29 protein-coding genes are annotated in these 26,889 nt (G+C 40.0%); 5 read left to right on the forward strand and 24 right to left on the reverse strand.

What is annotated here, in order from left to right; all coding sequences use genetic code 11:
• Positions 1–44: 44 nt before the first annotated feature.
• The 11 genes from ACFWE9_RS11110 to ACFWE9_RS11160 all read right to left on the reverse strand — a co-directional run bounded on the left by ACFWE9_RS11110 (position 45) and on the right by ACFWE9_RS11160 (position 13,882).
• Positions 45–467, reverse strand: coding sequence for a MarR family winged helix-turn-helix transcriptional regulator (locus ACFWE9_RS11110; protein WP_377356768.1), 423 nt, complete (start codon positions 465–467; stop codon positions 45–47).
• Between the two features lie 402 nt (positions 468–869).
• A complete protein-coding gene (locus ACFWE9_RS11115; protein ID WP_230156336.1) occupies positions 870–2,570 on the reverse strand; it encodes a sigma-54 interaction domain-containing protein in 1,701 nt (566 codons plus the stop codon).
• A gap of 130 nt (positions 2,571–2,700) precedes the next feature.
• Positions 2,701–3,102, reverse strand: coding sequence for a MaoC/PaaZ C-terminal domain-containing protein (locus tag ACFWE9_RS11120; protein ID WP_377356770.1), 402 nt, complete (start codon positions 3,100–3,102; stop codon positions 2,701–2,703).
• Positions 3,099–3,551 carry a MaoC family dehydratase N-terminal domain-containing protein gene (locus ACFWE9_RS11125; RefSeq protein WP_230156339.1) on the reverse strand — a complete coding sequence of 151 codons (453 nt, stop codon included), beginning with the start codon at positions 3,549–3,551 and terminating at the stop codon, positions 3,099–3,101. The genes ACFWE9_RS11120 and ACFWE9_RS11125 overlap by 4 nt, the downstream gene beginning before the upstream one ends.
• A 17-nt stretch (positions 3,552–3,568) precedes the next feature.
• Positions 3,569–4,333 carry an SDR family oxidoreductase gene (locus ACFWE9_RS11130; protein ID WP_230156340.1) on the reverse strand — a complete coding sequence of 255 codons (765 nt, stop codon included), beginning with the start codon at positions 4,331–4,333 and terminating at the stop codon, positions 3,569–3,571.
• A 20-nt stretch (positions 4,334–4,353) separates the two neighbouring features.
• On the reverse strand, positions 4,354–5,529 hold the full coding sequence (locus ACFWE9_RS11135) for an acyl-CoA dehydrogenase family protein (RefSeq protein WP_377356772.1): 1,176 nt from the start codon (positions 5,527–5,529) through the stop codon (positions 4,354–4,356).
• Between the two features lie 26 nt (positions 5,530–5,555).
• A complete protein-coding gene (locus ACFWE9_RS11140) occupies positions 5,556–6,707 on the reverse strand; it encodes an acyl-CoA dehydrogenase family protein (protein WP_230156342.1) in 1,152 nt (383 codons plus the stop codon).
• A gap of 37 nt (positions 6,708–6,744) precedes the next feature.
• A complete protein-coding gene (locus ACFWE9_RS11145; protein WP_377356774.1) occupies positions 6,745–8,346 on the reverse strand; it encodes a long-chain-fatty-acid--CoA ligase in 1,602 nt (533 codons plus the stop codon).
• A 302-nt stretch (positions 8,347–8,648) separates the two neighbouring features.
• The gene (gene parC, locus ACFWE9_RS11150) at positions 8,649–11,093 is read right to left on the reverse strand and encodes a DNA topoisomerase IV subunit A (RefSeq protein WP_230156345.1); all 2,445 of its coding nucleotides are present in this window, start codon (positions 11,091–11,093) and stop codon (positions 8,649–8,651) included.
• Positions 11,083–13,068, reverse strand: a complete 1,986-nt coding sequence (gene parE, locus ACFWE9_RS11155; protein WP_230156348.1) for a DNA topoisomerase IV subunit B — start codon at positions 13,066–13,068, stop codon at positions 11,083–11,085. Before parE ends, parC begins: the two co-directional genes overlap by 11 nt.
• 403 nt (positions 13,069–13,471) lie before the next feature.
• The gene (locus ACFWE9_RS11160; protein WP_377356777.1) at positions 13,472–13,882 is read right to left on the reverse strand and encodes a CoA-binding protein; all 411 of its coding nucleotides are present in this window, start codon (positions 13,880–13,882) and stop codon (positions 13,472–13,474) included.
• A 496-nt stretch (positions 13,883–14,378) separates the two neighbouring features.
• Between ACFWE9_RS11160 and plsY the strand changes: the two genes are divergently transcribed.
• The gene (gene plsY / locus ACFWE9_RS11165; RefSeq protein ID WP_230156352.1) at positions 14,379–14,966 is read left to right on the forward strand and encodes a glycerol-3-phosphate 1-O-acyltransferase PlsY; all 588 of its coding nucleotides are present in this window, start codon (positions 14,379–14,381) and stop codon (positions 14,964–14,966) included.
• A 61-nt stretch (positions 14,967–15,027) separates the two neighbouring features.
• Here plsY and ACFWE9_RS11170 read toward each other — a convergent pair whose 3' ends face one another.
• A complete protein-coding gene (locus ACFWE9_RS11170; RefSeq protein WP_377356779.1) occupies positions 15,028–16,326 on the reverse strand; it encodes a protoglobin domain-containing protein in 1,299 nt (432 codons plus the stop codon).
• A 350-nt stretch (positions 16,327–16,676) separates the two neighbouring features.
• On the opposite strand from ACFWE9_RS11170, the gene ACFWE9_RS11175 reads away from it, so the two are divergent.
• On the forward strand, positions 16,677–16,826 hold the full coding sequence (locus ACFWE9_RS11175) for a YycC family protein (RefSeq protein WP_377356781.1): 150 nt from the start codon (positions 16,677–16,679) through the stop codon (positions 16,824–16,826).
• Between the two features lie 205 nt (positions 16,827–17,031).
• Here ACFWE9_RS11175 and ACFWE9_RS11180 read toward each other — a convergent pair whose 3' ends face one another.
• Together ACFWE9_RS11180 and ACFWE9_RS11185 are read right to left on the reverse strand one after the other, a co-directional pair.
• Positions 17,032–17,166 (reverse strand): hypothetical protein, encoded by a 135-nt coding sequence (locus tag ACFWE9_RS11180; RefSeq protein ID WP_290370526.1) that lies wholly within the window; start codon positions 17,164–17,166, stop codon positions 17,032–17,034.
• A gap of 249 nt (positions 17,167–17,415) precedes the next feature.
• Positions 17,416–17,904: an NUDIX hydrolase gene (locus ACFWE9_RS11185; protein WP_377356783.1), complete on the reverse strand. Its 489-nt coding sequence runs from the start codon at positions 17,902–17,904 to the stop codon at positions 17,416–17,418.
• Positions 17,905–17,993: 89 nt separating this feature from the next.
• Between ACFWE9_RS11185 and ACFWE9_RS11190 the strand changes: the two genes are divergently transcribed.
• Positions 17,994–18,290: a HesB/YadR/YfhF family protein gene (locus ACFWE9_RS11190; protein WP_230156356.1), complete on the forward strand. Its 297-nt coding sequence runs from the start codon at positions 17,994–17,996 to the stop codon at positions 18,288–18,290.
• 43 nt (positions 18,291–18,333) lie between these two features.
• On the opposite strand, the gene ACFWE9_RS11195 is transcribed toward ACFWE9_RS11190, so the two are convergent.
• The 7 genes from ACFWE9_RS11195 to acnA all read right to left on the reverse strand — a co-directional run bounded on the left by ACFWE9_RS11195 (position 18,334) and on the right by acnA (position 23,672).
• Positions 18,334–18,627, reverse strand: a complete 294-nt coding sequence (locus tag ACFWE9_RS11195; RefSeq protein WP_230156357.1) for a hypothetical protein — start codon at positions 18,625–18,627, stop codon at positions 18,334–18,336.
• A 26-nt stretch (positions 18,628–18,653) separates the two neighbouring features.
• The gene (locus ACFWE9_RS11200) at positions 18,654–19,085 is read right to left on the reverse strand and encodes an acyl-CoA thioesterase (RefSeq protein WP_377356786.1); all 432 of its coding nucleotides are present in this window, start codon (positions 19,083–19,085) and stop codon (positions 18,654–18,656) included.
• A gap of 137 nt (positions 19,086–19,222) precedes the next feature.
• Positions 19,223–19,468, reverse strand: a complete 246-nt coding sequence (tlp, locus tag ACFWE9_RS11205) for a small acid-soluble spore protein Tlp (protein ID WP_230156359.1) — start codon at positions 19,466–19,468, stop codon at positions 19,223–19,225.
• Between the two features lie 67 nt (positions 19,469–19,535).
• Complete coding sequence (locus tag ACFWE9_RS11210) at positions 19,536–19,679, reverse strand: acid-soluble spore protein N (RefSeq protein WP_230156360.1); 144 nt, start codon at positions 19,677–19,679, stop codon at positions 19,536–19,538.
• Between the two features lie 145 nt (positions 19,680–19,824).
• On the reverse strand, positions 19,825–19,953 hold the full coding sequence (locus ACFWE9_RS11215) for an FbpB family small basic protein (RefSeq protein WP_377356788.1): 129 nt from the start codon (positions 19,951–19,953) through the stop codon (positions 19,825–19,827).
• Between the two features lie 267 nt (positions 19,954–20,220).
• Complete coding sequence (locus ACFWE9_RS11220; RefSeq protein ID WP_230156361.1) at positions 20,221–20,754, reverse strand: TlpA disulfide reductase family protein; 534 nt, start codon at positions 20,752–20,754, stop codon at positions 20,221–20,223.
• 206 nt (positions 20,755–20,960) lie between these two features.
• Positions 20,961–23,672: an aconitate hydratase AcnA gene (gene acnA / locus ACFWE9_RS11225; protein ID WP_230156362.1), complete on the reverse strand. Its 2,712-nt coding sequence runs from the start codon at positions 23,670–23,672 to the stop codon at positions 20,961–20,963.
• 385 nt (positions 23,673–24,057) lie between these two features.
• On the opposite strand from acnA, the gene sspO reads away from it, so the two are divergent.
• On the forward strand, positions 24,058–24,210 hold the full coding sequence (sspO, locus tag ACFWE9_RS11230) for a small acid-soluble spore protein O (RefSeq protein ID WP_377356791.1): 153 nt from the start codon (positions 24,058–24,060) through the stop codon (positions 24,208–24,210).
• 152 nt (positions 24,211–24,362) lie between these two features.
• On the opposite strand, the gene ACFWE9_RS11235 is transcribed toward sspO, so the two are convergent.
• Entirely contained in the window at positions 24,363–24,626 is a 264-nt protein-coding gene (locus ACFWE9_RS11235; protein WP_230156363.1) for a hypothetical protein, read from the reverse strand.
• 115 nt (positions 24,627–24,741) lie between these two features.
• Between ACFWE9_RS11235 and ACFWE9_RS11240 the strand changes: the two genes are divergently transcribed.
• The gene (locus tag ACFWE9_RS11240; protein ID WP_083450736.1) at positions 24,742–24,885 is read left to right on the forward strand and encodes a small acid-soluble spore protein P; all 144 of its coding nucleotides are present in this window, start codon (positions 24,742–24,744) and stop codon (positions 24,883–24,885) included.
• 220 nt (positions 24,886–25,105) lie between these two features.
• On the opposite strand, the gene ACFWE9_RS11245 is transcribed toward ACFWE9_RS11240, so the two are convergent.
• Together ACFWE9_RS11245 and ACFWE9_RS11250 are read right to left on the reverse strand one after the other, a co-directional pair.
• Complete coding sequence (locus ACFWE9_RS11245) at positions 25,106–26,125, reverse strand: thiazole biosynthesis adenylyltransferase ThiF (RefSeq protein ID WP_377356793.1); 1,020 nt, start codon at positions 26,123–26,125, stop codon at positions 25,106–25,108.
• A complete protein-coding gene (locus tag ACFWE9_RS11250; RefSeq protein ID WP_230156366.1) occupies positions 26,122–26,889 on the reverse strand; it encodes a thiazole synthase in 768 nt (255 codons plus the stop codon). The genes ACFWE9_RS11245 and ACFWE9_RS11250 overlap by 4 nt, the downstream gene beginning before the upstream one ends.

Genomic DNA, 26,889 nt, shown 5'->3' on the forward strand with positions numbered 1-26,889 from the left:
ATATAATAATTAATACTGTTTACTGCCCATCAAAATTCGGATTATCATTGTTTCCAGTTCTTAATATCCCGATTCAAACGTGTTAAATTTTTCTGAAGAACGTTTAAATCTTCCTTTGACCAGTCTTTTAGGATATCTGATAATCTTTCGTGACGAGCCTTCTGAGCGTTATGTAATATTTCTTGCCCTTCATTGGTCATTTCAATTAAGCTGATTCGTCCGTTTTTCGGATCTGGATAGCGGCGAATGAATTCCTTTGACTCCAAAGCGGCAACCTGGCGACTTGCGGTAGATACATTCAGTCTCAAATGGTCTGACAATACATTAATGCCTATTGGCCCATGTTTATCCAATTCACTAAGCAGTAAATACTCAGATCGATCTAGGTTGCCTATTCGACTACTAGGAGATGTTGTTAGACGTACAAGCAGGGCGATGTCATATTCAATTAACCGGATTGAGTCCAAATCTATATCTCCTTTCTAGTAATTTATTTGAAAAATAATTAAGTTGAACGAGTGTAGCTGGTTCTTTATTTTCTTATTAAAATGATCCACTACTCTTGTATGTGTATAAAAACAATATACATGATTTTCAATCTCTTACCAAGTTTTAAAGCTTTAATAAATCGTTATAAATCAATATATTGGATAGGAGTTAATCAGATATTTAATTGATAATTCCCCTGTATGTCTCCGACCTTCTGAAGCTTTGTGTGAAATTCTGTATTGTTAACTATGGTTATATGTAACTCTCTCTTGCCCCTCCCGTGAATAAATCGGAATTTTTACGTCTATAGCATATTTAGTCAAAAAAACTGCACCTCCCTTTGTTAGATGTTGTTCAACAAGGGAAGGTGCAGTTTATACTCACCTATTCTTTTCACTGACCTTTAAGCGATATTTTTTAAGTTTCCTTACAATTGTTGCCTGGCTCGAATCAAGGGCTTCTGCGATTTCATATGTAGTTTGGTAGGTTTCCGCCGCTTTCGTCAAGATTTCCTTTTCTGCTTTTTCCACCGCTTCTTTTAGAGTTAGGGGTGAATGATAGTTCGACTGATTCAGCTTATCCGGTCGATATTCTTCGGGCAGATCGTTGATCGATAATAATTGATTATCCGTTAGCACGACGAGCCTTTCCACAATATTAATCAATTCACGGACATTTCCTGGCCAATCATGTTGAAAAAAGTATTCTTTCAGTCTCGAATCAATTTCTTTTGAAAATTTATATTGTTCGTTTGCTTTCCTTAAAAATAAGTCAGTCAATGCTAAGATATCTTCTCTTCTTTCCCTTAGTGGAGGAATTGTAATCGGAATGACATTCAGCCTATAAAAGAGGTCTTCACGAAAATCACCGGATTTGACCATTTCCGATAAATTGCGGTTTGTGGCTGCTATTATGCGTACATCGATTTTCTTTGGTTTCGTTCCTCCGATTCTTTGAATCTCCCTTTCCTGAAGGGCCCGAAGTAGCTTTACTTGCAGTTGCAGGGGAAGCTCACCAACTTCATCCAAGAATAAGATCCCACTCTCTGCCAGCTCAAACATCCCTGGTTTACCTTTTTGATTGGCGCCGGTAAAAGCTCCTCCTTCGTATCCAAAGAGCTCGGATTCCAATAAATCCGCCGGAATGGCCCCACAATTGATTTTAATGAAATCTCCTTTTTTAGATCGGATGCTCCGATTATAAATATTTCGTGCAAGCACATCTTTTCCAACGCCCGTTTCTCCTAGAATGAGTACAGTCGCATCAATATCCGAAATTCTTTCAGCAATCTCATAAATCGATTTCATTTTATCACTGACAAAGACGACTCCATCCTTACTTGTTATCTTCCGCAGTTTTTCAATTTCCTGCTTGTATTGATTATTCAATTCATTCACTTTCGTCAACTCATGCATCAGTTCATTTAAATCAGATAAATCCCTTATATTCGTAACGACTTGTTCTATTTCCCCTTTTTCATTAAAAACGGGACTACCGGTTATCAATGTTTCTTTTCCAGCAAAATTATCCTGTACGACAGATACCGTTCTTCTCAGCTTTACTACCTTATGCGTCACCGAGGCATTCAAGATGCCACGTTTAATTAGTTGGTCCACCGACTTACCTATATAATACTCCTTTGGAATGCCAGTGATCCGTTCAATTGCTGAATTCGTATACAGAGTAATCCCTTGTTGATCGGTGATATATATCCCATCATAGGAATTTTCGATAATGGCATCGAGAGCGCGATTCAGTTTTTCCGAATCATGAGCATCACTCAATAAATCATCCAAAAACTGTGTTTCCCTGCCTATATAAAGAATATTGTCATTATCGATTTGTTTCATTAATAAAAATAAATACCGTTTGTCACGCAGTCTTGCAGCTGCAAGTCTTTTATTATCGAGAAATTGCCACTCATCAAATAGTTCGGTTAATGCTGCAGTTCCATTGTGATTCACCATTGGATGGAAGTACCTGCCCCAATCCTTGATCCGGTCTTGAGAATCCACGACTAGTGCAGGAAAGGTCATTCCTTTGAGCAAATTAATCCGAGAATCCTGTTTTACTTGATTCATTACTAGTTCACCGCCGCAAAAAGAATTCTTTTTAAGTACAATTCTGGAAAAATTACGAATCTCCTTTAAAATTGTCGAATTTTACTCCTAAAAAAAGTAGTGATGAAATTAATTTCATCACTACTTTCCTTCAGAAGACCTTAAAAATAACCTCTCCACTGATCGCTTCCTTCCCTGACTGATTAGTGGCTGCAACTTTGAAAAAATACCTATCTTCTTTTTTTTCTATTAAATCCGCTTGAAGGGTTATCACATCATTCAAGAAAACCATACCTTTGAAACGAATCTTGTATTCTTCGATAAATCCGATTTCATAAAGATTACTGAAAAGCTTTGCAAGGTTTCCCATCGTCCACATACCATGTGCAATGATTCCGGGAAGACCTGCATTTTCCGCTTCCTCATCAATCGTATGAATCGGATTGAAATCCCCAGATGCACCAGCATACTTAATGAGATCCAACCGAGATACAGGATCCATAACAATAGAGTGTAACGAGTCACCAATATGCAGTTCGGTTAATGTCGTCACTTACTCATCACCATCCTTCTGATCGTTTCATTGATAATGACAAGCTGTTCAGCTGTAAAAACAATTTCCCCTTTTGCATCGGTGCCATAATTTTTAAAGGCGAGAAATCCCATTTCCCCTTGTTTTCCTTTTTTCTCATAGTAATCCTTCACTTCCGTGTAACAGGTGATTTCTTCCCCAACCTTAAGCGGCCTGTTGTAGCGGTAAATCTGCTCGCCATGGATCAACCCTTTGCTCGGAAGGTTCAAGCTTTCAATTGTTCCAAAATCAAAGACCCTGGGGAAAGTAGGCGGTGCAATATTCGTTCCATATCTTGATTGCCTTCCTATTTCTTCATCGATGAAAATCGGGTGGGGATCACCAATTGATAATGCAAATTTTTTAACGGCACCCCGTTCAACTATATTTATAACAGGTTTGGATCGTTTTCCAATACTTTCGTTGAACATAAAATCCCGCCTTTCCTTTAATTTTTTGGACCGCCCGCAACATATAGAACCTGCCCACTAATGAATGAGGATGCTTCATCGGCAAAGAATGCAACAGCATGAGCAATATCACTTGGCAAACCGCTTCTAGCAACAGGAATACTGTTCGCCCTATCCTGGATGAATTGCTCAAAACCCACTCCCACCCGTCTGGCTGTTTCTTTCGTCATTTCGGTTTCGATAAAGCCAGGTGCAACCGAATTCGCTGTTATCCCAAATTTACCGAGTTCGATCGCAAGCGTTTTTGTTAACCCCTGAAGCCCAGCTTTTGCGGCTGAATAATTAGCCTGTCCGCGGTTCCCGAGGGCTGAGGTGGAAGATATATTGATGATCCTTCCATATTTATTTGCAACCATATGCTTCTGGGCGGCACGTACTGCATTGAAGGTACCTTTTAAATGTACATCCATCACCGTTTGCCAATCTGCATCGGTCATTTTAAAAAGTAGATTATCTCTGATGACCCCTGCATTATTCACCAAAATATCAAGAGAACCGAATGTGTCAGCTATTTCCTTTATGGACGCTTCGACTTCTTCGGATTCCACCACATTGGCCACCTTTGTGAAAATGGCATACCCCTTATCCCTTAATTCATTTCCTGTTGATGTCAAGACCTCTTCATTAATATCGATAATGGCCACCTTTGCGCCTTCACTTGCAAATAACTCGACAATCGCCCTGCCAATCCCTCTGCTTCCACCTGTAACTAATGCGGTTTTACCTGAAAATCTCCCTGTCATACTCATTTCCTCCTAATCTATTATAAGAATTGTCCTAATTTAACATGTCCCTTAATTAAATTTCTGGAAATGATCATCCGCTGTATTTCATCTGTTCCATCATAGATCCTCCAAAGCCTTGCCTCACGGTACCAACGCTCGATAGGAAGTTCTTTCGTATAACCCATGCCACCGTGTATCTGCAATACGCGATCAACGACACGATTCCCCATATTCGCTCCATACAGTTTGGCCATCGAAGCTAAATGGCGATTATCTTCTCCATTATCAAGGGTGTATGCCGCATTCAACACAAGCCACCTCGCCGCTTCGATCTCTACAGCCGAATCAGCAATTTGCCATTGAATAGCCTGACGCTCAGCAATCGGCTTACCGAATGTAACTCGTTCTTTCGCATAGTCTATAGCCATTTGAAGCAATCTTTCTGCAGAACCGACAGCGCGCGCGCCCACGATCCATCTTGCAAATCCAATCCATTCCAAACCTAGTTTATAACCACCATCTATCTCTCCTAATATGTTCTCTTCAGGTACCCTTACATTATCGAAAACTAAACCGGCAGGTCCCCATTCTCCCATTGTGTTGATATACTCGGATCTCCAACCCATGTCACGGTCTACAATGAAACAGGTTACCCCTTCCGTGCCTGTTGCCTGATGACGTTCCTTGTCGGTAACGGCGATGACCATGACGAAATCGGCATCATTACCACCCGTAATGAACGTTTTTTCTCCATTAAGCACCCATTCGTTACCTTCCTTTACGGCTGTCATTTTAATATTACGTGTATCGGAACCTGCCCCCGGCTCCGTCATCGCAAAACATGACTTTTTCTCCCCGTTAATGGTTGGAATCAGATACTTCTTTTTCTGTTCCTCATTTCCATAATATAGAATATTATCCGCTGAACCGCCAAAACTGAAAGGTACAAACGTTTTTGATACTTCCATCAAGACAATGGCCATCATAAGCTGGCCTAAGTCTGCCCCGCCAAATTCTTCCGGTGTATTGATGCCCCAAAAACCCGCCTTTTTTGCTTTTTCCTGTAATTCTTTTAATATCCCCTCTGGTAAACTAGGTTTTCCTGCCATTTCATTTCGAAGTACTTCATTTTCCAAGGGTATCAATTCGTTTTCAACGAACTTGCGTATTGTTTTTTGCACCATTTTTTGTTCATCCGATAGTCTTAAATCCATTATAACCCCTCCACTTTCCAATTAGACTAGTTTTGATATTTTCTCTTCAATTGTCCAGTAATGATATTTTTCTGGATTTCGGATGTACCTTCATATATTCTAGTGATTCGGGCGTCCCGGTAGAAACGTTCAACTGGATAATCCTTCATGTATCCCAGTCCGCCATGAATTTGAACGGCCTTATCAGCGACACGATTATAAACTTCTGAACCGTACAATTTCAGCATTGCCGCTTCTTTAATGATTTTTTCTTTTTGATCGACCATCCAAGCGACTCGGTATGTGAATGAGCGGAGTGCCTCTATCTCCATGGCCATCTCTGCAATCATATGTGATACAGCTTGATGATCAATGATCGGAACATCAAATTGCTCACGCTCAGTAGCATATTTAGTCGATAGATCTAGCAGGTATTGACAGGACCCCAAATTTCTTGCAGCAAGACCGGCTCGGCCATTTGCAAGGATTTTCAAGGCATTTACATACCCTTGCCCAACGTCCCCCAGTACATTTTCAGCCGGAACCTCGCAATCTTCAAAAACCAATTCGGCCGAATGTGAACCTCGAAGTCCCATCTTCCTTTCAAAGCTACCCACTCTAAAACCCGGAAAATCCTTTTCTACTATGAATGAGGTGATTCCTTTTGCGCCTTTATCTTTGTCTGTTACGGCCATAACTGTAAAAATATCTGCTACATCTGCATTCGTTATATAATGCTTAGTCCCATTCAGGATATACTTATCGCCGCTTTTGACTGCCGTCATTTTGAGATTCGTCGCATGGGATCCAGCTGCTGGCTCAGTTAAAGCAAAAGCGCCAATTTTATTACCGCTTGCCATATCTGGCAAGTATTTTTCCTTTTGCATTTCATTGCCCATTTCGACGATCCCAACCGTCCCAATACCTGTATGGGCACCGATCAGAGTGGTATATCCATTATGTGTTTTGCCGATTTCCTCATACAAAGCACATTTCCCTACCATACCGATGCCGAGTCCACCATACTTTTCCGGGATACTAAGTCCGAATAACCCGATATCCTTCGATAAATTTATGATGGATTCTGGAATATGGTCTTCATCCTCTATCTGCATGGAAAATGGATCGATTTGCTCTTCGATAAACTGGCGTATATTTTCTTTTAAAAGCAGGATGTCTTCATCTAAGCGAAAGTCCATTTGCATTCCCCTTTATACGATTTGATTGTTAGCGTTTTCATATTTTATCCGAATAAGCGATATATTTTTCTTGTAGCTTTCGTTTTAAGATTTTACCGACTGCAGTCTTGGGCAGTTCGTTTTGAAATGTGATTATTTTAGGTACTTTAAAGGCAGCTAGCTGTTTTCGGCAATATTCCTTCAATTCTTTTTCAGCTATCCATTCATTTGGCTTTAGAACAACCGCTGCATGTACTGTTTCACCCCGATATTGATCGGGAACACCAAACACGGCAGCTTCCAGTACCTTAGGATGGCTGTATAGAACATCTTCAATTTCAATTGGATAAATATTAAAACCGCCTGCGATGATCATTTCTTTCTTGCGTCCCACAATGTAAAAGAAGCCATCTTCATCCATCTTGGCGATGTCACCGGTATACAGCCATCCGTTTTGAATCGTTTTCTGCGTCTCTTCGGGCATACCCCAGTAACCTTTCATCACCTGTGGACCCTTGATGACCAATTCGCCTGGAGTATTGACCAAAAGGGATGGCTCACCAGTAATGCTGTCAATAATGGCGGCATCAGTATTTTGTATAGGAATCCCGATGCTTCCGGGTTTTTGCAGCCCACTAACCGGATTACGGTGTGTCACTGGTGATGCCTCGGATAGGCCATAGCCCTCAGCAATCTTTGATCCACTCACTTCGTTAAACCTTGACAAGACATTCAGGGGCAATGGCGATGAACCCGAAACGCACGATTTCAATGAATCCAGTTCAAATGGATGTGACTGATAATATTGTAATAACGCAATATACATAGTTGGTACGCCAGGAAAAATAGTCGGTTTACGTTTTTTAATAATATCGACGATCTCCGCCACATCAAACCGAGATACAATTATTAATTCTCCGCCATTATAAAACGTCAGGTTCATTCCTGAAGTCATGCCATAAACATGAAATAATGGAGAAACAGCAACTACCCTTTCCTTCCCCTTTTGCGTATTGATTCTTGAAGTAGCCGCACTTTGCAGCGTATTGGCCACGATGTTTCGATGGGTTAGCATCGCTCCTTTTGAACGCCCTGTCGTTCCTCCTGTATATTGAAGGACAGCGACATCTCTAGCAGGTTCGATTGGTACAGAGAAATCTGCCTCATTTACTGAAAGCAGCTTTTTTGTCATTTCACATTTACCTTTTTCCAGCGATACGCTCAACATCTTTTCAACATCCGTTTGGGCTATAATGGCTTCAACTATTGGCAATAAGTCATCAAGCACAATGATGTACCTTGCACCTGAGTCTTTCAGGACATGTATCAGTTCGTTTGCCTTGTACATAGGATTGATTTGGACAACAATAGCACCATTTAAAAGTGTTCCGAAAAAACTGATTGGATATTGCGGACAATTAGGAAGCATAAGGGCCACCCGATCTCCCTTTTCAATCCCTTCATCAGCAAGAACGCGGGCACATCTTTTCACTAACCGCCCTAACTCTGAATATGTATACCTTTGCTCCATGAACGTAACCGCTATTTTATCCGAATATTGTTCGACTGAGCGGTAAAATAGGTCTGTCAAAGACATGTCAGGAATATTAATCTCCATTGGATTTCCGGACGGGATATGCTTCTTCCAAGGTCTATCCATTTGTCCTCCCCTTTCTTCATTCATAAAAATAAAGAAGTCATACTATCAATATGCAAGGAGTGTGCCAAAAACAAACCGTTAAGTTAAGTAGATTCTATTAACATGAAAATTCAAAATTGAATTATTTGTTGTCACATTACGATTAATAGGTTTGTATTATTAGGATTTAAAAATGACTCAATAAGTCATTTTTGACTTAAGAGGGGCATATTTGGGGATTGGTTTCTTAAACGAAATAACTGTTCATTTGGAAAAATGAAACGGGATGCTGATCATGATCAGCATCCCGTTTAAAATATGATTCACTGCTCTAAGGCAGACTCATCTTCAAATGATATTTTCCACAATTCTTTCGCTTTTCCACTAACGGTTTCATCAAAAACAAACGATCCATTCGTGTATCGATCATGATTTTTTAATGAAGCGGCATGGATGGTTTCAATGGTTCCCTTTTCCGAAAGGATGAACAGACTGTCGGTTTTGTTAACGGTATCAAATCCAATGACCCGATGAGGATTCGATTTCAATTCCCTTAAGACCACGACACCGCGTTTTGCCCGGCTCGTTTTTTCAAACTCGGTTAATTTCATTTTCTTGATGGCACCGCGCTGGGTAACGATAAGAATAGATTCTTTACTATCTTTGGCTAAAAACTTTCCGCCAATAACATAGTCGTCTTCTTTCAAATTAATCCCCTTGACACCTGCTGCCCGGACACCGACAACACTTACCTCTTCTTCATCAAACCATAAACTATAGCCGTAATGGGTGACAAGGAATAAATCCGCCTGTCCATCTGTATGATGAACATCGACCAGTTCATCATCACCTTTCAAATTGACACCAACTAACGGTTTTGAATGTCGCTGGGCTTTATAAGAAGCTATTTCAGTCTTTTTCACCATACCGTTTTTCGTGATGAACACGAGGAATTGCGGCAGGGTGAAGTCTTTAATAGGAATCGCTTTTATGATTTGTTCTTCCCTGTCAATTGGAATGATGTTCGCGATATGCTGGCCGGTTTCCTTCCAGCGAATATCAGGAAGCTGATGAACTGGGCAATAGAGGTAATTCCCTTTTGATGTGAACAGCAACAGGACATCCGTTGTATTCATTTCCAGTCGCTGGAGCAGTCGATCGGAATCCTTCATGCCAAAATCGAGCCCGCCTGATGCTGCATATGACCGTAATGATGTCCGTTTGACATAACCTTCCTTCGTCACTGTCACCATCACGTCTTCACTCGCAATCAAAACTTCAAGATTGATTTTGATTTCTTCAATTTCTTTTTCGATTTTGGAACGCCGTCCATCATCAAAGCCCTTTTTAATGAAACGAAGTTCTTTTTTTATTACTTGAAGAAGCACCTTTTCACTGCCAAGGATCTTGGTCAATTCCTCAATTTTATTTTTCAATTCCGCTGCCTCTGCCTCAAGTGCTGTGATATCCGTATTTGTCAGTCTATATAACTGTAAGGAAACAATGGCTTCAGCTTGCGCTTCTGTAAAAGCGAATTTAGCAATGAGGTTATCTTTGGCATTCCGTTTGTCTTTAGACGCACGGATGACGGCAATGACTTCATCCAAAATGGACAAGGCCTTCACTAAACCATCGACGATATGTGCCCTGTCATGTGCTTTTTGCAATTCATAACGGGAACGGTTCACAATTACCTCTTTGCGGTGTTCGATATACGCATCGAGCATTTTAGGCAGGCTCATCAATGTTGGCCGTTTTTTATATATCGCGATCATATTAAAATTGTAAGCAATTTGCAGATCGGAATTTTTATATAGATAATGCAGAACGCCATTGGCATCCGCTTCTTTTTTCAGTTCGATGACAATTCGCAGGCCGGTACGGTCCGTTTCATCCCTTACTTCAGCGATTCCCTCGACTTTTCGGTCAAGACGGAACTCATCCATTTTCTTAACAAGGTTCGCTTTATTGACTTCATATGGGATTTCGGTGATGACGATCTGCTGTTTGCCGCCACGAATCGTTTCCACCTCCGCCAATCCGCGAATGATTATTTTCCCTTTACCTGTTTCATAGGCTTTGCGAATGCCTTCAATCCCTTGAATGATACCCCCTGTAGGAAAATCCGGTCCCTTAATGACCGTCATTAAATCAGCGACTGTCGCTTCAGGTTTATCGATTCGCATAATGGCAGCATCAATGACTTCACCTAGTTGATGCGGCGGGATTTCGGTTGCATAGCCGGCAGAAATCCCTGTGGAGCCGTTTACAAGCAAGTTAGGAAACATCGCTGGCAATACTATGGGTTCTTCCGAAGTATCATCAAAGTTCGGTACAAAATCAACCGTCCTTTTTTCAATATCACGTAACATCTCGGAGGCAATCGATGAAAGCCTCGCTTCTGTATACCGCATCGCAGCAGGCGGATCACCATCAATACTACCATTGTTACCATGCATTTGAACCATGACGTTCCGCAGCTTCCAGTCTTGGCTCATCCGCACCATTGCCTCATAGACAGATGAATCTCCATGAGGGTGATAGTTACCAATTACATTACCGACCGTTTTGGCAGATTTCCTAAATCCTTTTTCCTGCGTATTTCCTTCTACATGCATCGCATACAATATCCTGCGTTGAACAGGTTTTAATCCGTCCCTAGCATCTGGCAGTGCCCGATCCTGGATAATATATTTACTATAACGCCCGAAGCGATCTCCAATAACGTCTTCTAGCGGCAAATCTCTAAACGTTTCTTCAAATACCATCGTTATTGACCTCCTCTTCAATCGACATATTTTCATTATCTAAAATATTCGATTCTTCTTCGAGACCAAAAGCGACATTGGCTTCAATCCATTTACGGCGCGGTTCAACCTTGTCACCCATTAAGGTCGTCACACGTCTTTCTGCACGGGCACCATCATCGATCTTCACACGTATTAAGGTCCTGGTTTCAGGATTCATGGTGGTATCCCATAATTGATCGGCATTCATCTCACCCAGCCCTTTATAGCGCTGAATCATATAGCCTTTCCCCACCTTGTCTATCGCTCCTTGAAGTTCCTCATCACTCCAAGCATATTCAATGACTTCCTTCTTCCCTGTCCCTTTACTCACTTTATATAAAGGTGGCAAGGCGATGTAAACCTTTCCTGACTCAATCAACGGCTTCATATAGCGATAAAAGAAAGTGAGCAGAAGCACTTGGATGTGGGCACCATCTGTATCGGCATCAGTCATGATGATCACCTTATCATAGTTGGTATCCGGCGTATTGAACTCCGCCCCGACCCCTGCACCGATAGCATGAATGATCGTATTGATCTCTTCATTTTTAAAAATATCCGCTAGTTTCGCTTTTTCCGTATTGATAACTTTACCCCGTAATGGCAGCACTGCTTGGAAACGGCGATCGCGCCCTTGCTTTGCGGATCCTCCAGCCGAGTCCCCTTCGACAAGATACAATTCATTCCGCTCAGGATTTTTCGATTGAGCCGGCGTTAATTTTCCAGAAAGGATGGCATCGGATTTTTTCCGTTTCTTCCCGCTTCTTGCATCTTCACGTGCTTTGCGCGCTGCTTCTCGGGCCTGGAACGCTTTAATCGATTTTTTAACCAAAAGGGTACTCGTGGTTGGATCTTCTTCAAAAAAGTAGGCTAAGTGCTCTGACACAATGGAATCGACTGCAGAACGGGCTTCGCTAGTTCCAAGTTTGCTCTTGGTTTGTCCTTCGAATTGAAGAAGTTCTTCAGGGATACGTATAGAAATTATTGAAGACAAGCCTTCACGTATATCGGTACCTTCGAGGTTTTTATCTTTTTCCTTCAATAGACCCATTTTTCTTGCATAATCATTAAATGCCCGTGTCATGGCCGTCTTTAAGCCAATCTCATGGGTGCCGCCGTCTTTTGTACGAACGTTATTTACAAAGCTTAAAATATTTTCTGAATAACCATCATTGAATTGAAAGGCGAGTTCGACTTCTATCCCATTTTGTTCCCCTTCTAAGCTGACTACACGATGAAGGGTCTCTTTTTCTTCATTTAAATAATCAACAAACGCTTCAATTCCATTTTCATAGTAAAAAATTTCATTATGGTCGTTACGCTCATCCGTCAATTCTATCTTCATGCCTTTTAAAAGAAAAGCTGATTCGCGAAGACGCTCACATAGGATATCATAATTATAAGTCGTCACCGAAAATATTTTTGGATCGGGCTTAAAGTGGATTTTCGTACCAGCTTGATTGGTTTTACCGATTTTCTCAAGGGTCGTTTCTGGCTTTCCGCCATTGAAAAACCGTTGTTCGTATATGAACCCGTCCCTTTTGATAGTCACGACAAGCCATTCAGACAACGCGTTAACGACCGAAGCACCGACTCCATGAAGGCCTCCGCTCGTTTTATATCCGCCTTGTCCAAATTTACCCCCTGCATGAAGAATCGTCAAAATGACTTCAGGCGTCGGTTTACCCAATTTATGCATGCCAATAGGCATTCCGCGCCCTTTATCTGACACACTTACACTGTTATCTTTATGTATTTTCACACTAATTTGGTCTCCATAACCAGCCAAAGCCTCATCTACGGAGTTATCGACAATCTCGTACACTAAATGATGAAGTCCGCGTGCATCAGTACTGCCGATATACATACCGGGACGTTTTCTGACCGCTTCGAGTCCTTCCAGTACCTGAATTGCATCATCATTGTACTCGATTGTTTTTACTTTCTTTGCCACAGAAATTCCCCTTTCCTAACTAAACACAATTTCCGGGCCAAATCATACTGCAATGAAATGACTCACTAGCTTTAACAAATTAATTCATACGTTACTATCATATAAAAAGTATAATACTTTAACGAACAAAGAACAAGTGTTCTATTTTTTTCGTCCCTTTTATTAGCGTTAGCACCTTTAGTGCGTGTCACCTTTGTTGAAAACGTATCATAGCTACCATACTAATTGTAGCGGTAAATTTTCATTTGGCAAATATACTTTTACTATTTTAATCAATTTAATCTCAAAGTTGCTTGGCTATGCCCGCCTGCTAATAGCCCGCTATAGCTGGGCCTAATTGATTTTCTCCAGCTGAGACATCGGCAAACTTTTAAAAAAGAGCGGAATTTCCGCTCTTTTTATATTACTTAGTAAGGGCATGTTCGACTTTTATACATCGATCCATGATGACAGTATAACCTTTTTCTTTCAAAAAATTATAGGCTTCCTCATTTTCTACACCCAGCTGCGCCCAAAAAATATCAGCATCGATTTCTGCAAATTCTTTAGCAATCTCCGGTAGAAACTCTGAACGGCGAAAAACATTGACGATATCGACATGCCCTTCAATATCTTTCAGGGCTTTCACTGCCTTAACTCCCAATACTTCAGATACAGCAGGGTTTACCGGGATGATTTCATACCCGCTATCCTGCATCGCCTTCGATACCATATAAGAAGTACGCTCAGGTTTATTTGATAAACCGACAACAGCAATGCGCTTCGATTTTTTCAACATCTGACCCATTTCTTCCCTGCTTGGATTTTCTATCATACTTATCAATCCCCTTTATAATAAAATGTAATAATTACATAAAGAGTATACCTTAACAAAGATATTTTACAGAGAAAAGCTGATTATTACCATAATAAAGAAAAACAATTATATAACAAAGAGAAAGTATTTTTAAAGGTATGTCTCACTCAATTATCTTTATATTTTATACAGACTACCATGTTTTGTATCAATTTATACAAATGGGTATCCTCCATTTATATTAACGAAAATAAGAAAACATAAACCTTTTATCCTTCAGAGAACTTAAACGTATATCAAAAGATGCATGTTCATCAAGGGAAATTCATTTTTTTAGTGGATTTTTTTTCGGACAGCCATACCATTTTGTCACGAAAATGTTACAATAAGAGAAACTTATCAGGTATTTTAAGGCTGTTTTTGACTATTTCACGTCTATTTTTGAAAAAGGGAACAATCAGCCTCTTAAACGTGATAAAATAAGAAGATTTTTCTTTAAAGAAAGGGTCATAGAATGCTTACATTTATCACTATACTGTCTGCCTACTTGATTGGATCGATTCCTTCCGGTTTAATTATCGGAAAAACCTTTTACAAGATTGACATCCGGGAGCATGGCAGTAAAAATCTGGGCGGGACAAATACCTTCCGGACACTAGGTGTCAAGGCAGGGCTTACCGTTACGATCATGGATATACTTAAAGGGACTTTAGCTACTTTTCTTCCTGTATTGCTAGGCGTGGAAATGAATTTATTGCTAGCCGGCGTTTTTGCAGTCATCGGGCATATGTTTCCCATTTTCGCAAACTTTCGGGGCGGAAAAGCGGTGGCAACTTCTGCTGGTGTCATTCTTGCTTATGAACCATTATTTTTTGTGATTGCCGTTATCATATTCTTCATTACCTTATACATATCCAAATATGTCTCGCTTTCTTCCATGATTGCTTGTCTTCTTGCTCTTATATACAGTTTAGTATTTCATACTAAGGATTTTCCCCTTATTATTGTAATGGCTATATTGACAATTTTCATTTTTTACCGGCATCGGGCGAACATCAAACGGATTATCGATAAAACTGAACCAAAAGTCAAATGGTTTTAAGAGGAAGTTTTGACGCATATCCAAATATAAATAAGCCCGTCCGCACGGGCTTATTTATATTCTATAATTCATTTGCCGTGTTGTTCAGGATGCCGGCATGTCCTGACACCTTTTCAGTAGAGTTCCCTATATCTTGGATGACGGATACTAATCCCTGTATTGTCATTTCCATCTCTTTTGAATCCGTTATATTTCCTTCGATCACTCCTATAATTTCATTGAAGGACTTTTCGGTTAAATCCGATTCTTCTTCACCCGCTTGAACGACTCCCTTGACCTTGTGTATGGAATCAACCACTTCTCTCATAAATTCACCGGAAGTATGAACGATTGCATCTATCTCAGTGATTGAATTTTTAGTCTGTTCAGCAAGCTTCCTGACTTCATTCGCAACAACCGCAAATCCTTTACCATGTTCACCAGCACGTGCTGCCTCGATGGCTGAGTTCAATGATAGTAAATTTGTCTGGTCGGCTATCCCCTGTACAAGCTTTACAAACTCGGTAATGCTTAGGAAAGATTGGTTTAACAAAATGATATTTTCATCAACATTTTTCATGAATATAACAAGGTTTTGTATCTTTTCCGTCAAGGTCTGCATGCGATTCTGCCCCTCTTCAGCTATCGTTCTTGAATGAAGTGTTTGTTCAGCCCGCGTTGCAATTTGCTCTTTGACATAATACCCGTTTTCTATCAGCTGTTTAACGGATGCATCCGTTTCTTTACTTAATAATAGTACTTCTTCACTAATCAGCGAGATTTTCTTTTTCACTTCCTCTTTTATTTCATTATAATGATTTTCCCTTGCTTTTAAATTTTCCGCTTCATAGGCTTCAAGTACTAATTGCTGTTCGAGATTGAGTATTTTTCCTATCGCTGTTATTAGTGCCCGTTGCTCTTCTTCATTCTTTGTTTGTTCATAGACAATCTTCAGCAATAAATTCTCTACATTTTGAAAACCGGATGAATACCAGCGGGGCTGTAAGCCAATTCGATAATGAGTCTTCGCCACCTTCGTTCGTAATTGAACAAATTCATCGTCAATCACACCATTGAATAGTGATAGCATATGAGAAATTAGCGTTTTCCTCAATTTTTCCACTGTGCTGTGCTGCCTTATTATCCTTTTCAAATCAGGAACCTGTAGAATCGTTTGATAAAAGGCATCCACAACTCTTTCAACCTGAGGTTCGATTGCCGCTCTAAAAGCATGAATCAATTTTAAATCAAATTCGTTTAAATCAATGATATTTACCTGAAGTCTCACTTGTACACTGCTTACATTCAATATACCATCCATGTCTTTTGCTTTTTGAAGCCAGATTGCTTTTTCCGGCTTCGCTTTTATGAAAAAGCCCATTTCCTACTCCCTCCTGTTCTTATAGATTGAGATTAGGTGAACCTTAAGAAATCCTATCAAATCAACACCAACCTTTATACCGGTTTTATCAAAAATCCAATGAAATTTTCGTAATAAAAACCAAAAAATAGTTCGTTAAGACTACACCTTTTTACTTTATTCTGCTCTCCAGCCAACTCATTGTCAAGGTTAAATGAACTAGGTGATTCCTGCATTCATCTACGACTTTCCATCAAAGGTTTGGTAAAGGTTACTTGTTTAATGAAGAAATGGCCATGTAAGGATTGAATAATAGAAGTGCACAGGCTAAACTGGAACTAGTTAATAATCTACTAATAGGAGAAATATCCATGAAGCCATTACAAATCTCACCGGAAACCGCATTAAAGTTATCCAAGTCCCTTAACTTACCCTTGGAGCAAATCATGCATATGCCTACACCCATCTTGCTGAGAAAGCTTGCAGAGGCTGAAGCAAAAGCAAAAGAAAATACAAAATAGCTACAGGAATCTGCAGCTATCAGACTGTAGGCAAACTTGATATTCATCAAGTTTGCCTATATTTTTTTTATGGTTTTTACAATTTAAACGTTGATGGAACGCAGACATTCGCTCCAATCCACTTTGTTTTAACAGTTGAATAGAACTCCAATTGCCATTGACTACAGTCTACTTGAGGTGTTACGGATGCTCACTAAACTTGTTTCTATTCAGTGAGTTCAACTTTATATGTATACTTTAGATCCACTTTTGCCATCGAACGTATTTGATTCGTTAAATAGAGGCCGCCATTGATTTCACGTTCAATAACATTCATAGAATTCATCGTAAACATATTCATGTTTACGAAAATATCCTTCTTGTGCCTGTTTGTGTATATGGCAAGGCAGGTGTAATCTCATTTTCAAATAAGTATCTCGTACTATTGGGTGTTATATAAGCTGCATCTGCGGCAACAGGTTCGGGATTTCCAACTCTTCTAATCACGTTTACCTTTGCCCGGCTGGTGAATCCTTGAAGTATTCTATAACGACTACAGAAGGATATCGTGAATATAATCACCGATAGAAAAACCGCGCATGGGCGGTTTTCAATGGTTCAACGTCAACTTTCTAGCAACATGAGGCAAATGCTTCTTTTTGACGGATATTAATTGATCATTTTCATAGATACATGCAAACTCCAGTGGTGGGTCATCCAATAATATATCCCTTAGGTAATACTTTATGTTGGACACGACTTCATCCGCCTCCATTACCCATTGATATGGCTTCCACGCAAGCTTTCCTTCATCACAGGCACTAAGTCTACCCCCAGTATCTTCAGCTCGGTAGACATACATTCCGCCCGTTTGGTTCCATGTCACTAACCCTCGAAAGGTCAGCCTCTTCACCCTTAATCCAGTTTCTTCAAGAATTTCGCGTTCCATCGATTCACGGATGGTTTCACCTTGTTCTATTTTCCCACCTATCCCATTCCATTTATGCCTATTCGGTTCTTTTTTGCGAAATAGCATCAACACTTCATCTTCGGTGGATCTTGTTCGAGTAATGAAACATATATTATATATAATTTCCATGGTGTTTCCTTTCTGAAACGCACAATATTCGCATCTACTTCATTATTACTTTATACTTAAATAACGAACCTTTAGGAAGGAGAATTAATATGAAACTGACCATTTCCGATCAAGCAGCTAAGTGGTATATTGATGAGTTGGAGCTACAAGAAGGCTCACATTTGCGCTTTTATGTAAGATATGGTGGATATAGTACCGTCCAAAGCGGATTTTCATTGGGTATCATGCAAGAAGAACCTGAAAATGCAGCAGCCGTATTAACAATAAATAAAATTAATTTCTATGTAGAAGAAAAAGATATCTGGTACTTTGATGGTCATGATTTACATATTACCTTTAACGAAAATCTGACTGAACCTGAATTTCATTATGAAAAAAGTGCATGACCATGCAGCAGCTTCCTGTAAGCTGCTGTTGCATTTTTTCTAATTAATCGAGCAGCAATTCATTAATATTTTCCGCTTTAAGAATTTCCTTTTGCTTATCACCTAATAGGTCATAATGCGAGTAGCCATCCTTCCTGTGATGAATCCACTCTTTTTTCAGACCGTATTTCTTACCCCACTCCGATAAACGATCTAAATCTTTGCACCCCACTTTTGTGACCGTCTTGCAACCAGGAAATCGGTCATCCAGCCAATAATGAGTTAAAAAGGCAATTTGACCTTGATCGATTTGCTGCTTCCAGGCCACTACATCTGCCCGTTTAATGCCAAAAGCCATTTATAAAATCACCTCAATTATTGTAATTAAACCATTTCATCCTGTTTTTTATTTTTCTCATAGGCCTCATGCCAATCTGGAAACATTCGTTTGATGGATATTGGGCGGAAGCTGTCCTTTTTAACACAAACGTGTGAGGAATGACCAGTGGCCGCCACTTCACCTTTCCCATTAACGATTTCATAACCATAAATGACCCGTAAGCCGTCATACAATTCGATCCAGGTCTTTACCTTTACCTTATCACCATATCGGACAGGTGTTTTATACGTAGCCTGAATATCCATGACAGGCGAAAGGATTCCATCCGCTTCCATATCTGCATAATAAAACCCTAAATCATTGATCAATTTTGTTCTGCCTAGTTCCATCCATATAAAATAATTTGCATGGTAAACGACACCCATTTGGTCCGTCTCGGCATACCGCACTTCAATTTCGTTTTCAGCTATGAACATTTTCTTTCCCCACTTTCATTTCTAAAGCAATATAAACATTTTACCATAACAGCAGTTCAACATTCATTTATGCTGTTTTGACAGGAAAATGGAAAGGGAAGAAAGATTTCGATCTTCTTTCTCCCCTACCTATCCACTTAAATATTATCGTTATTATAACCGCTTTCCCGTGCTTCTTGCTCATCTTGCATTTCTTCCTTCATGCCATCAATGCTCTTTCTTCTTCGCTCATTTTTTGCCTCTATTGCCATTTTCCCCTCCCCAGAAGAGAATGATAACGTTTCATTTGCTTCGGTTATGTTCTCTTCAGTATTTTGAATCGCATCCTGTATTTTTTCAACATTATCCAAACGATTATCCTGATTGTGTTTATCTGTGCCCATTATTTCCACCTCAAGTTAATTTTAGTTTACATAATAATATTATTACAAATCGTTATTCAGGCTATCCTTACTCGCCTTTAGTTTGAATTACCTGAGCATGTTTGCCTGATTTGTCCTGCATTTGCTTGCCATTATTCCCACCGGCTGCTCTTGGTTGTGTTCCCAGATGGCTCGGTCTAAAGTGTTTGGAATCTTTTTTTGGATTACTCATTTTATCGCCTCCTTCTCTTATCATGGATAAAAAGGAGGCATTTCATGAATGCCAGTTTTTGAAAAGGCCAAGAAAAAGAGCCAGCACATTGAAGAGGACCTTCAAAGTACAGGCTCATATTTTCGAACGAAAGCCTTGGCAAATGTTATTCAGCCTTTAGCATATGCCTTTTTTCAATACGTTCCTCAAGTCTTTCCATTTGTTTAAGGTCCATCAGTAATTCCTTTTTATTTTCTTTAATTAATTCTTCAAATGTTCTTTTTCTTTTTTTCATGATTTTCACCTACTTATTTTTAGTTTATTATTCAGCATGGCCAAATTTACGTAAAATTATGACTATATGGTTTCCATTTCATAAATTGTCATAATTATCAGTTTTTTCAAACCGATAATTTTCTATTACTATGCCCTCTATACTTTAACCCTTTTTCGTGTATATTAACCAAAAATTTCGAATTTTTTTAAATCTTTTCATTAACTTTTGACAATTTTGTTAACATATTTTAGTTCCATGAGAAAACGGAACCGTTAAAAGGTTCCGCTACTGCATGCTATTGATATTTCGCTCCATATCTTTTAGTTGCATGGCCGAAATTACCTTATGCCTGATGATGCCTTCTTTGTCGATGAAGTATGTAGTCGGAATGCTAAGAATCTTATAAAGCTCATTCACTGGATTTTTTGCACTTTGACTGTCCAAAGGAATGGTAAAAGTTATCCCATTTTCCTCTGCAAATGCTCGGACATCGTTTTCCGGGTCAATATTGACAGCAAGAATGACCACATCATCACCTGCCTGCTGCGAATATTTCTGCATATCCGGCATTTCCTTTTTACATGGCGGACACCACGTAGCCCAGAAGTTCAGCATTACCTTTTTTCCTTTATAATCCGATAATTCAACCTGTTTACCATCCAAAGTCTCTAGGGAGAAATTCGGCGCTTTAGCGCCAATATTCAATCCTCCCAAAGAATCTTTTTCCTCATTTTTGGTCGGTTCATTACCCATCGCCTGCACGATCGCTACCGTAATCAGTGACAGTAAGACAACCGAAGCAATAATTTTTTTAACCATACTCGTCCCCCTAGTCCCATTACAACCAAAATATTTGCCCGTTTCCAGAAATAGAACAACTTCCTACTCCATCTTAACAATAAAAGGATATCCGGAAAAGTGCTTATCCTATAATCATATCATGTTCTTCCTCTGTTTCAAAAACTTGACACACAAAAAAAAGCGGTAAACCTAACTTGTAGGTTTACCGCTGTAAAAAAGCTGAATTAGCCTTTTAATTTATTACGTAATACCATTTGAAGGATACCGCCATGACGGTAGTAGTCGATTTCGATTTCAGAGTCGAAACGAACAAGTACATCAAATTCTTTTACGTTTCCAGCTTCATCAGTAGCTGTAACTGTTACGATATCACGTGGTTTAACTGTTTCGTCGACTTTAACAGCAATCGCTTCTTTACCAGTTAATCCTAGTGTTTCAGCGTTTTCGCCTTCTTTGAATTGAAGAGGAAGAACACCCATTAATGCAAGGTTAGAACGGTGAATACGTTCGAAGCTTTCAGCGATAACTGTTTTGATGCCAAGAAGGTTAGTACCTTTTGCAGCCCAGTCACGAGAGCTTCCCATACCGTAGTCTTTACCAGCAATTACAGCAAGACCTGTTCCATCAGCTTTGTATTTCATACAAGCATCATAGATAGCCATTACGTCGCCAGTTGGCCAGTAAGTAGTGTAACCACCTTCTGTACCTGGAGCAACTTGGTTACGGATACGAATGTTAGCGAATGTTCCGCGCATCATTGCTTCATGGTTACCACGACGAGAACCGTAAGAGTTAAAGTCACGTGGTTTCACTCCGTTTTCACGAAGGTAGATACCAGCTGGTGTATCTTTACCGATTGCACCTGCAGGAGAAATGTGGTCAGTTGTTACAGAGTCACCGAATTTACCTACTACGCGCAAGCCAGAAAGTGGGTTAACGGAACCAGGTTCTGGTGATAATCCTTCAAAGAATGGAGGATTTTGAATGTATGTTGATTTAGAATCGAAAGCGTAAATCGCTTCGTTGCTTGTTTGGATTTCATTCCAACGTTTGTTATCGTTGAATACCGTTTCGTATTCTTTACGGAATAATTCCGGTGTTACCGTTGCTTTAACAGCAGCGTTAACTTCTTCTTGTGATGGCCAGATATCAGCAAGATACACATCGTTGCCGTCTTTATCTTTACCAAGTGAATCATTGTTAAGATCGAAGTCCACAGTACCAGCAAGTGCATATGCTACAACCAAAGTTGGAGAAGCAAGGTAGTTTGCTTTCACTAATGGATGAATACGACCTTCGAAGTTACGGTTACCCGAAAGTACTGAAGTTACTAGAAGATCTGCTTCAGCAACTGCCGCTTCGATTTCGTCCGCTAATGGACCTGAGTTACCGATACATGTTGTACAGCCGTAACCAACTACGTTGAATCCTAATTGATCAAGGTATGTTTGAAGACCTGCATCACGAAGGTAACCAGTAACAACTTTAGAACCTGGTGCTAATGATGTTTTTACATAATCCGGAACAGTCAAGCCTTTTTCAACTGCTTTCTTAGCAATAAGACCTGCCCCAAGCATTACGTATGGGTTAGAAGTATTTGTACAGCTTGTGATTGCAGCAATTGCGATCGCACCTGTTTTCATTACCGTTTCTTTACCATCGGCAAATTTAACAGTTACTTCTTTATCCAATTCAGAATTGTCCATGCCGAAACCTTGGTTACCCATAGGTGCATTGATAGCATCATGGAAAGATTGTTTCATTTGAGAAAGTGGAATCAAATCTTGCGGGCGTTTAGGGCCTGAAAGGTTTGGTTCAATTGCTGAAAGGTCGATTTCCACAACATCATTGTATGCTGGATCTTCGTTTTCAGGAGAGTAGAACAATCCATTTTCTTTACAGTAAGATTCAACCACTTTAATTTGTTTTTCATCACGGCCTGTTAAGCGCATGTAATCGATCGCTTCTGCATCAACAGGGAAGAAACCAACTGTAGCACCGTATTCAGGAGCCATGTTAGCAATTGTTGCACGGTCAGCAAGTGGAAGGTATCCTACTCCAGGACCGTAGAACTCAACAAATTTACCAACTACGCCGTGTGCACGAAGAACTTGAGTCACTTTCAATGCAAGGTCAGTAGCTGTTGTTCCTTTAGGAAGTTGACCAGTCAGTTTTACACCGACTACTTTAGGTACCGGGAAGTATGAAGGCTGTCCAAGCATGCCTGCTTCTGCTTCGATACCGCCGACGCCCCAACCAAGAACACCAATACCGTTGATCATTGTAGTATGAGAATCTGTACCGAATACAGAGTCAGGGAATACTTCAAAATCTCCGCTTGGAGTTTCAACTGCATGCACTACGTTCGCAAGGTACTCAAGGTTAACTTGGTGAACGATACCAGTTGCTGGTGGAACCGCACGGTAGTTATTGAATGATTTTTGAGCCCAGCTTAGGAACTGGTAACGCTCTGCATTACGTTCGAATTCAAGATCCATATTGGCATCAAGGGAATCGATTGTACCTGCTTTATCAACTTGTACAGAGTGGTCAATTACAAGGTCAACTGGAATTTCCGGGTTGATTTTGTCAGGATCTCCACCAAGTGCAGCGAATGCATTACGTAGAGAAGCTAAATCAACAACAACTGGAACACCAGTGAAATCTTGTAGGATAACACGAGATGGCTTGAAAGGAACATCTATATCTTGTTGCTCGCTTGTTCCCCATTTAGCAAGGTTCGCAACATGTTCTTTTGTGATTACTCTTCCGTCTACTTGGCGAAGTACCGCTTCAAGTAACACTTTAATGGAATATGGAAGGCGAGATACTTGGCCGTCCCCTGCTTTTTCAATAGCTTCTAGGCTGTAGTAGTTGTAGCGTTTCCCTTCAATTTCAAAGGATTTACGCGCTTGGTATACGTCATTTTTCGTCATGAATATTACCCCCTATTAAACTGTCAGAACGTATTCTGCACATAAAAGTAAAACCTGGTTCACTGAAACCATGTTTACAATAAATATAAGTAAAAAAGTTAGTTTGTCGAATTTTCTCTCTCTTCTCCCACCCTAACTCTTCCTTCAACTTAATACTAATATAGAATTGAGTATAAGTAAATATCAAGAAAGTTATTGTTTTTGATAAGTTTCTCTTATAGAAAAAATTCCCTCACATATTATAGTGCTTTTAGATAGCCTTGCTGATAGGCCATTTATTGAAAACCCTCCCATTTTTGACCTGATAAATTATTCCAGTAAAACTTATTACTCATACATACATAATCATTCAGCATTATCGCATTCTATGGATGGAGGTGTCGAAATGACAAAACAAAAGGCTAATCATGTAATACCAGGCATGAATGCGGCAAAAGCGCAAGGTAATGGAGCGGGATACAATGATGAATTGGGAAATGAACCGCCATTATCCGAAATACAAAGGCAAAATAATAAAAAAAGAAAGAAAAACCAATGATCTTCCTCATCTCTAGGCTTTAAACAGGAAAGGCTTTTTGAAAATGCAGATACTCTGCATTTCTCAAAAAGCCTATTCATTCTCAAGTAAAACGCGTAAACTTATGAGTAAAGTGCATAAACTCACGAATAAACGAGAACAGAATCAGTCACTCAATAGTCCTCTGAATTGACTTCATTGACGATAGCTTGTATATCCTGTTCGAATTGTTTCAATTGTTCTCGCTGATGCTCGGAAGCAGTGACTAAAGCAGATTGTATTTGCTGATAGGCCTCGTTCACTTCTTGCTTCACATGTTTCAATTCTGTGCCGTAGTTCGGTGTGGTCTTTTCTAAGGATGAATATACATCATTTACTTGTTGGTAACTTTGCTGGGCTTCTTGGAATGTCCTTCGCTTATCTTGTTTATCCTGCATTAGTGTTCAGCTCCTTAATTAGTATCCATCCATAGGATGTACGAGGTTTTCAAATATATGTATGTGAATAAAATTTCGCGGACTGATTATCTTAAGTAGTAGGAGGGATCAACACATGAACAAAAATGATGGTAAAGATATTCGAAAAAATGCACCTAAAGGAAATAACCCAGGACAACCTGCCCCGCTAAGCGGTTCACATAAGGTGAAAAATAGACAGCACTCCCGTCAGAAACATAACAGCAGTCACGATATGTAATGTAAGCTTTTATATATGCGTTCCATAACGAAGCGGTGCCCGCCCTTTAAAAGGCAGACACCGCTTTTCTTCTATTATTTATTAATATTTACGCAAAAACAAAACGCGGATAGCAAAAAACTTCCTATTATATGCCCGTTTTTTTTGAGCGACTCTTTTACTTACCCAAAACCGTTTATCGTGAATATTTAGTGATAGCCATTCCCGTTATCAAAGTTATTCAGCCAAAAAAGCGGTGATATAACGTTTTGGCCTCTGCAATATCTTTTGTTCCATGTATCAAGGCTCGTCCGTCTTTAAAAACGACCAACCGATGGGTTCCGATTGTAAATGAAAGTAAATAAGGATTTCTTTCGATTTTACCACCTTGAGCAAGCAGATTTTTTTCGAGTTCCTCAAAATCTCTATCGTGCTTCATCGACGGCCGAATCTGGACAGAGTCCCTTCCGCATAAAACGGCTGTTTTTGTTCGATTCGAATAAGATAGGTGGGGATAGGTTGGATTCTTCCCACAGGACAAACAACAGTCATTTTTTAATTTCGCTACATTTATGGATGAATGTTCGTTTTTCCAAAGATCGAATGAAACGATTTTGTTTCTTAGAGATGCATAATCGTCGACAAGAATTTTTAAAGCTTCTGTCATTTGATGGGCAACGACGGTTTGTACGGCAGGGCTAATGATTCCCGCCGTATCACAAGTCAGCCCTCCCATTGGAACCGTTTCCAGCAAGCAATTCAAACATGGGGTCACCCCAGGGATCACCGTGAAACTTATCCCATAACTCCCTACACAGGCCCCGTAAATCCATGGTATTTTAAATTTTTGTGCACTATCGTTAATAAGCATCCTCGTATCGAAATTATCAGTTGCGTCCACTATTAAATCCACGCCACAAACGAGTCGCTCCAGTTCATCAACCGAGACATCAGACACAAGCGATTTTACGATAACATCTGAATTTAACGCATTTAAACGATTCTTGGCAGCCACTGCTTTTGGTATTCTTTTTTCAGCATCCTCTTCACAATAAAGCTGTTGTCTTTGAAGATTGCTCCACTCAACATAATCTCTGTCAACAATGGTCAGTTTCCCAATTCCTGCACGTACAAGGCTTTCCGCGCTTCCCGTACCGAGAGCACCCGCTCCAATCACCAAAACATGTTTTTGGCGAATTTTCGATTGCCCTTCTACCCCTATTGGGACAAAAAGAGCTTGACGTGAATAACGCTCATTCATCCAATGCTCATTCCTTCAACTGGACTGCTTGCAATGGCATACTCATTTTTTTCTATTCTGCCGGCTTCATAACCCAAGCGACCTGCCTCAATGGCAAGTTTCATTGCTTTCGCCATCTTGATTGGATCTTTTGCACCGGATACTGCAGTATTAAGCAGAACACCATCTGCCCCTAATTCCATGGCGATTGCCGCATCTGAGGGTGTTCCTATCCCCGCATCAACAATTACTGGAACATCGGATTGTTCCATGATGAATCGTAAGTTCAGTGGGTTTATAATGCCTTGACCAGAGCCAATTGGTGAAGCACCAGGCATGATTGCATGGCACCCCACTTCTTCAAGCCGTTTTGCAAGCAACACGTCATCCGAAGTATAGGGTAATACGATGAATCCAAGTTTCACTAATTCTTCAGCGGCTTTCAAGGTTTCAATTGGATCAGGCAGTAGTGTTTTTTGACAACCAATGACTTCTACCTTAATCATGTCACATAAACCAGAGGCCTTTGCAAGCTGGGCTATGCGCACTGCTTCTTTAGCCGTTTTAGCTCCTGCTGTATTGGGAAGGAGTGTATATTTTTTCAAATCAAGCTTTTCTAAGAAATTAGGTTGAGTGGCTTCAAAGATATTCATTCTCCGGACTGCAAAAGTTAATATTTCCGTCTCTGAAACTTCCACCGATTGCTTTTGAACATCGAAATTCGGATATTTTCCAGTACCTAATAATAATCTTGAAGAAAATTCATAAGAACCAATCTTTAACAT

Origin of the sequence: Peribacillus sp. NPDC060253 (assembly GCF_042727425.1) — a bacterium.
Taxonomy (GTDB): domain Bacteria; phylum Bacillota; class Bacilli; order Bacillales; family DSM-1321; genus Peribacillus.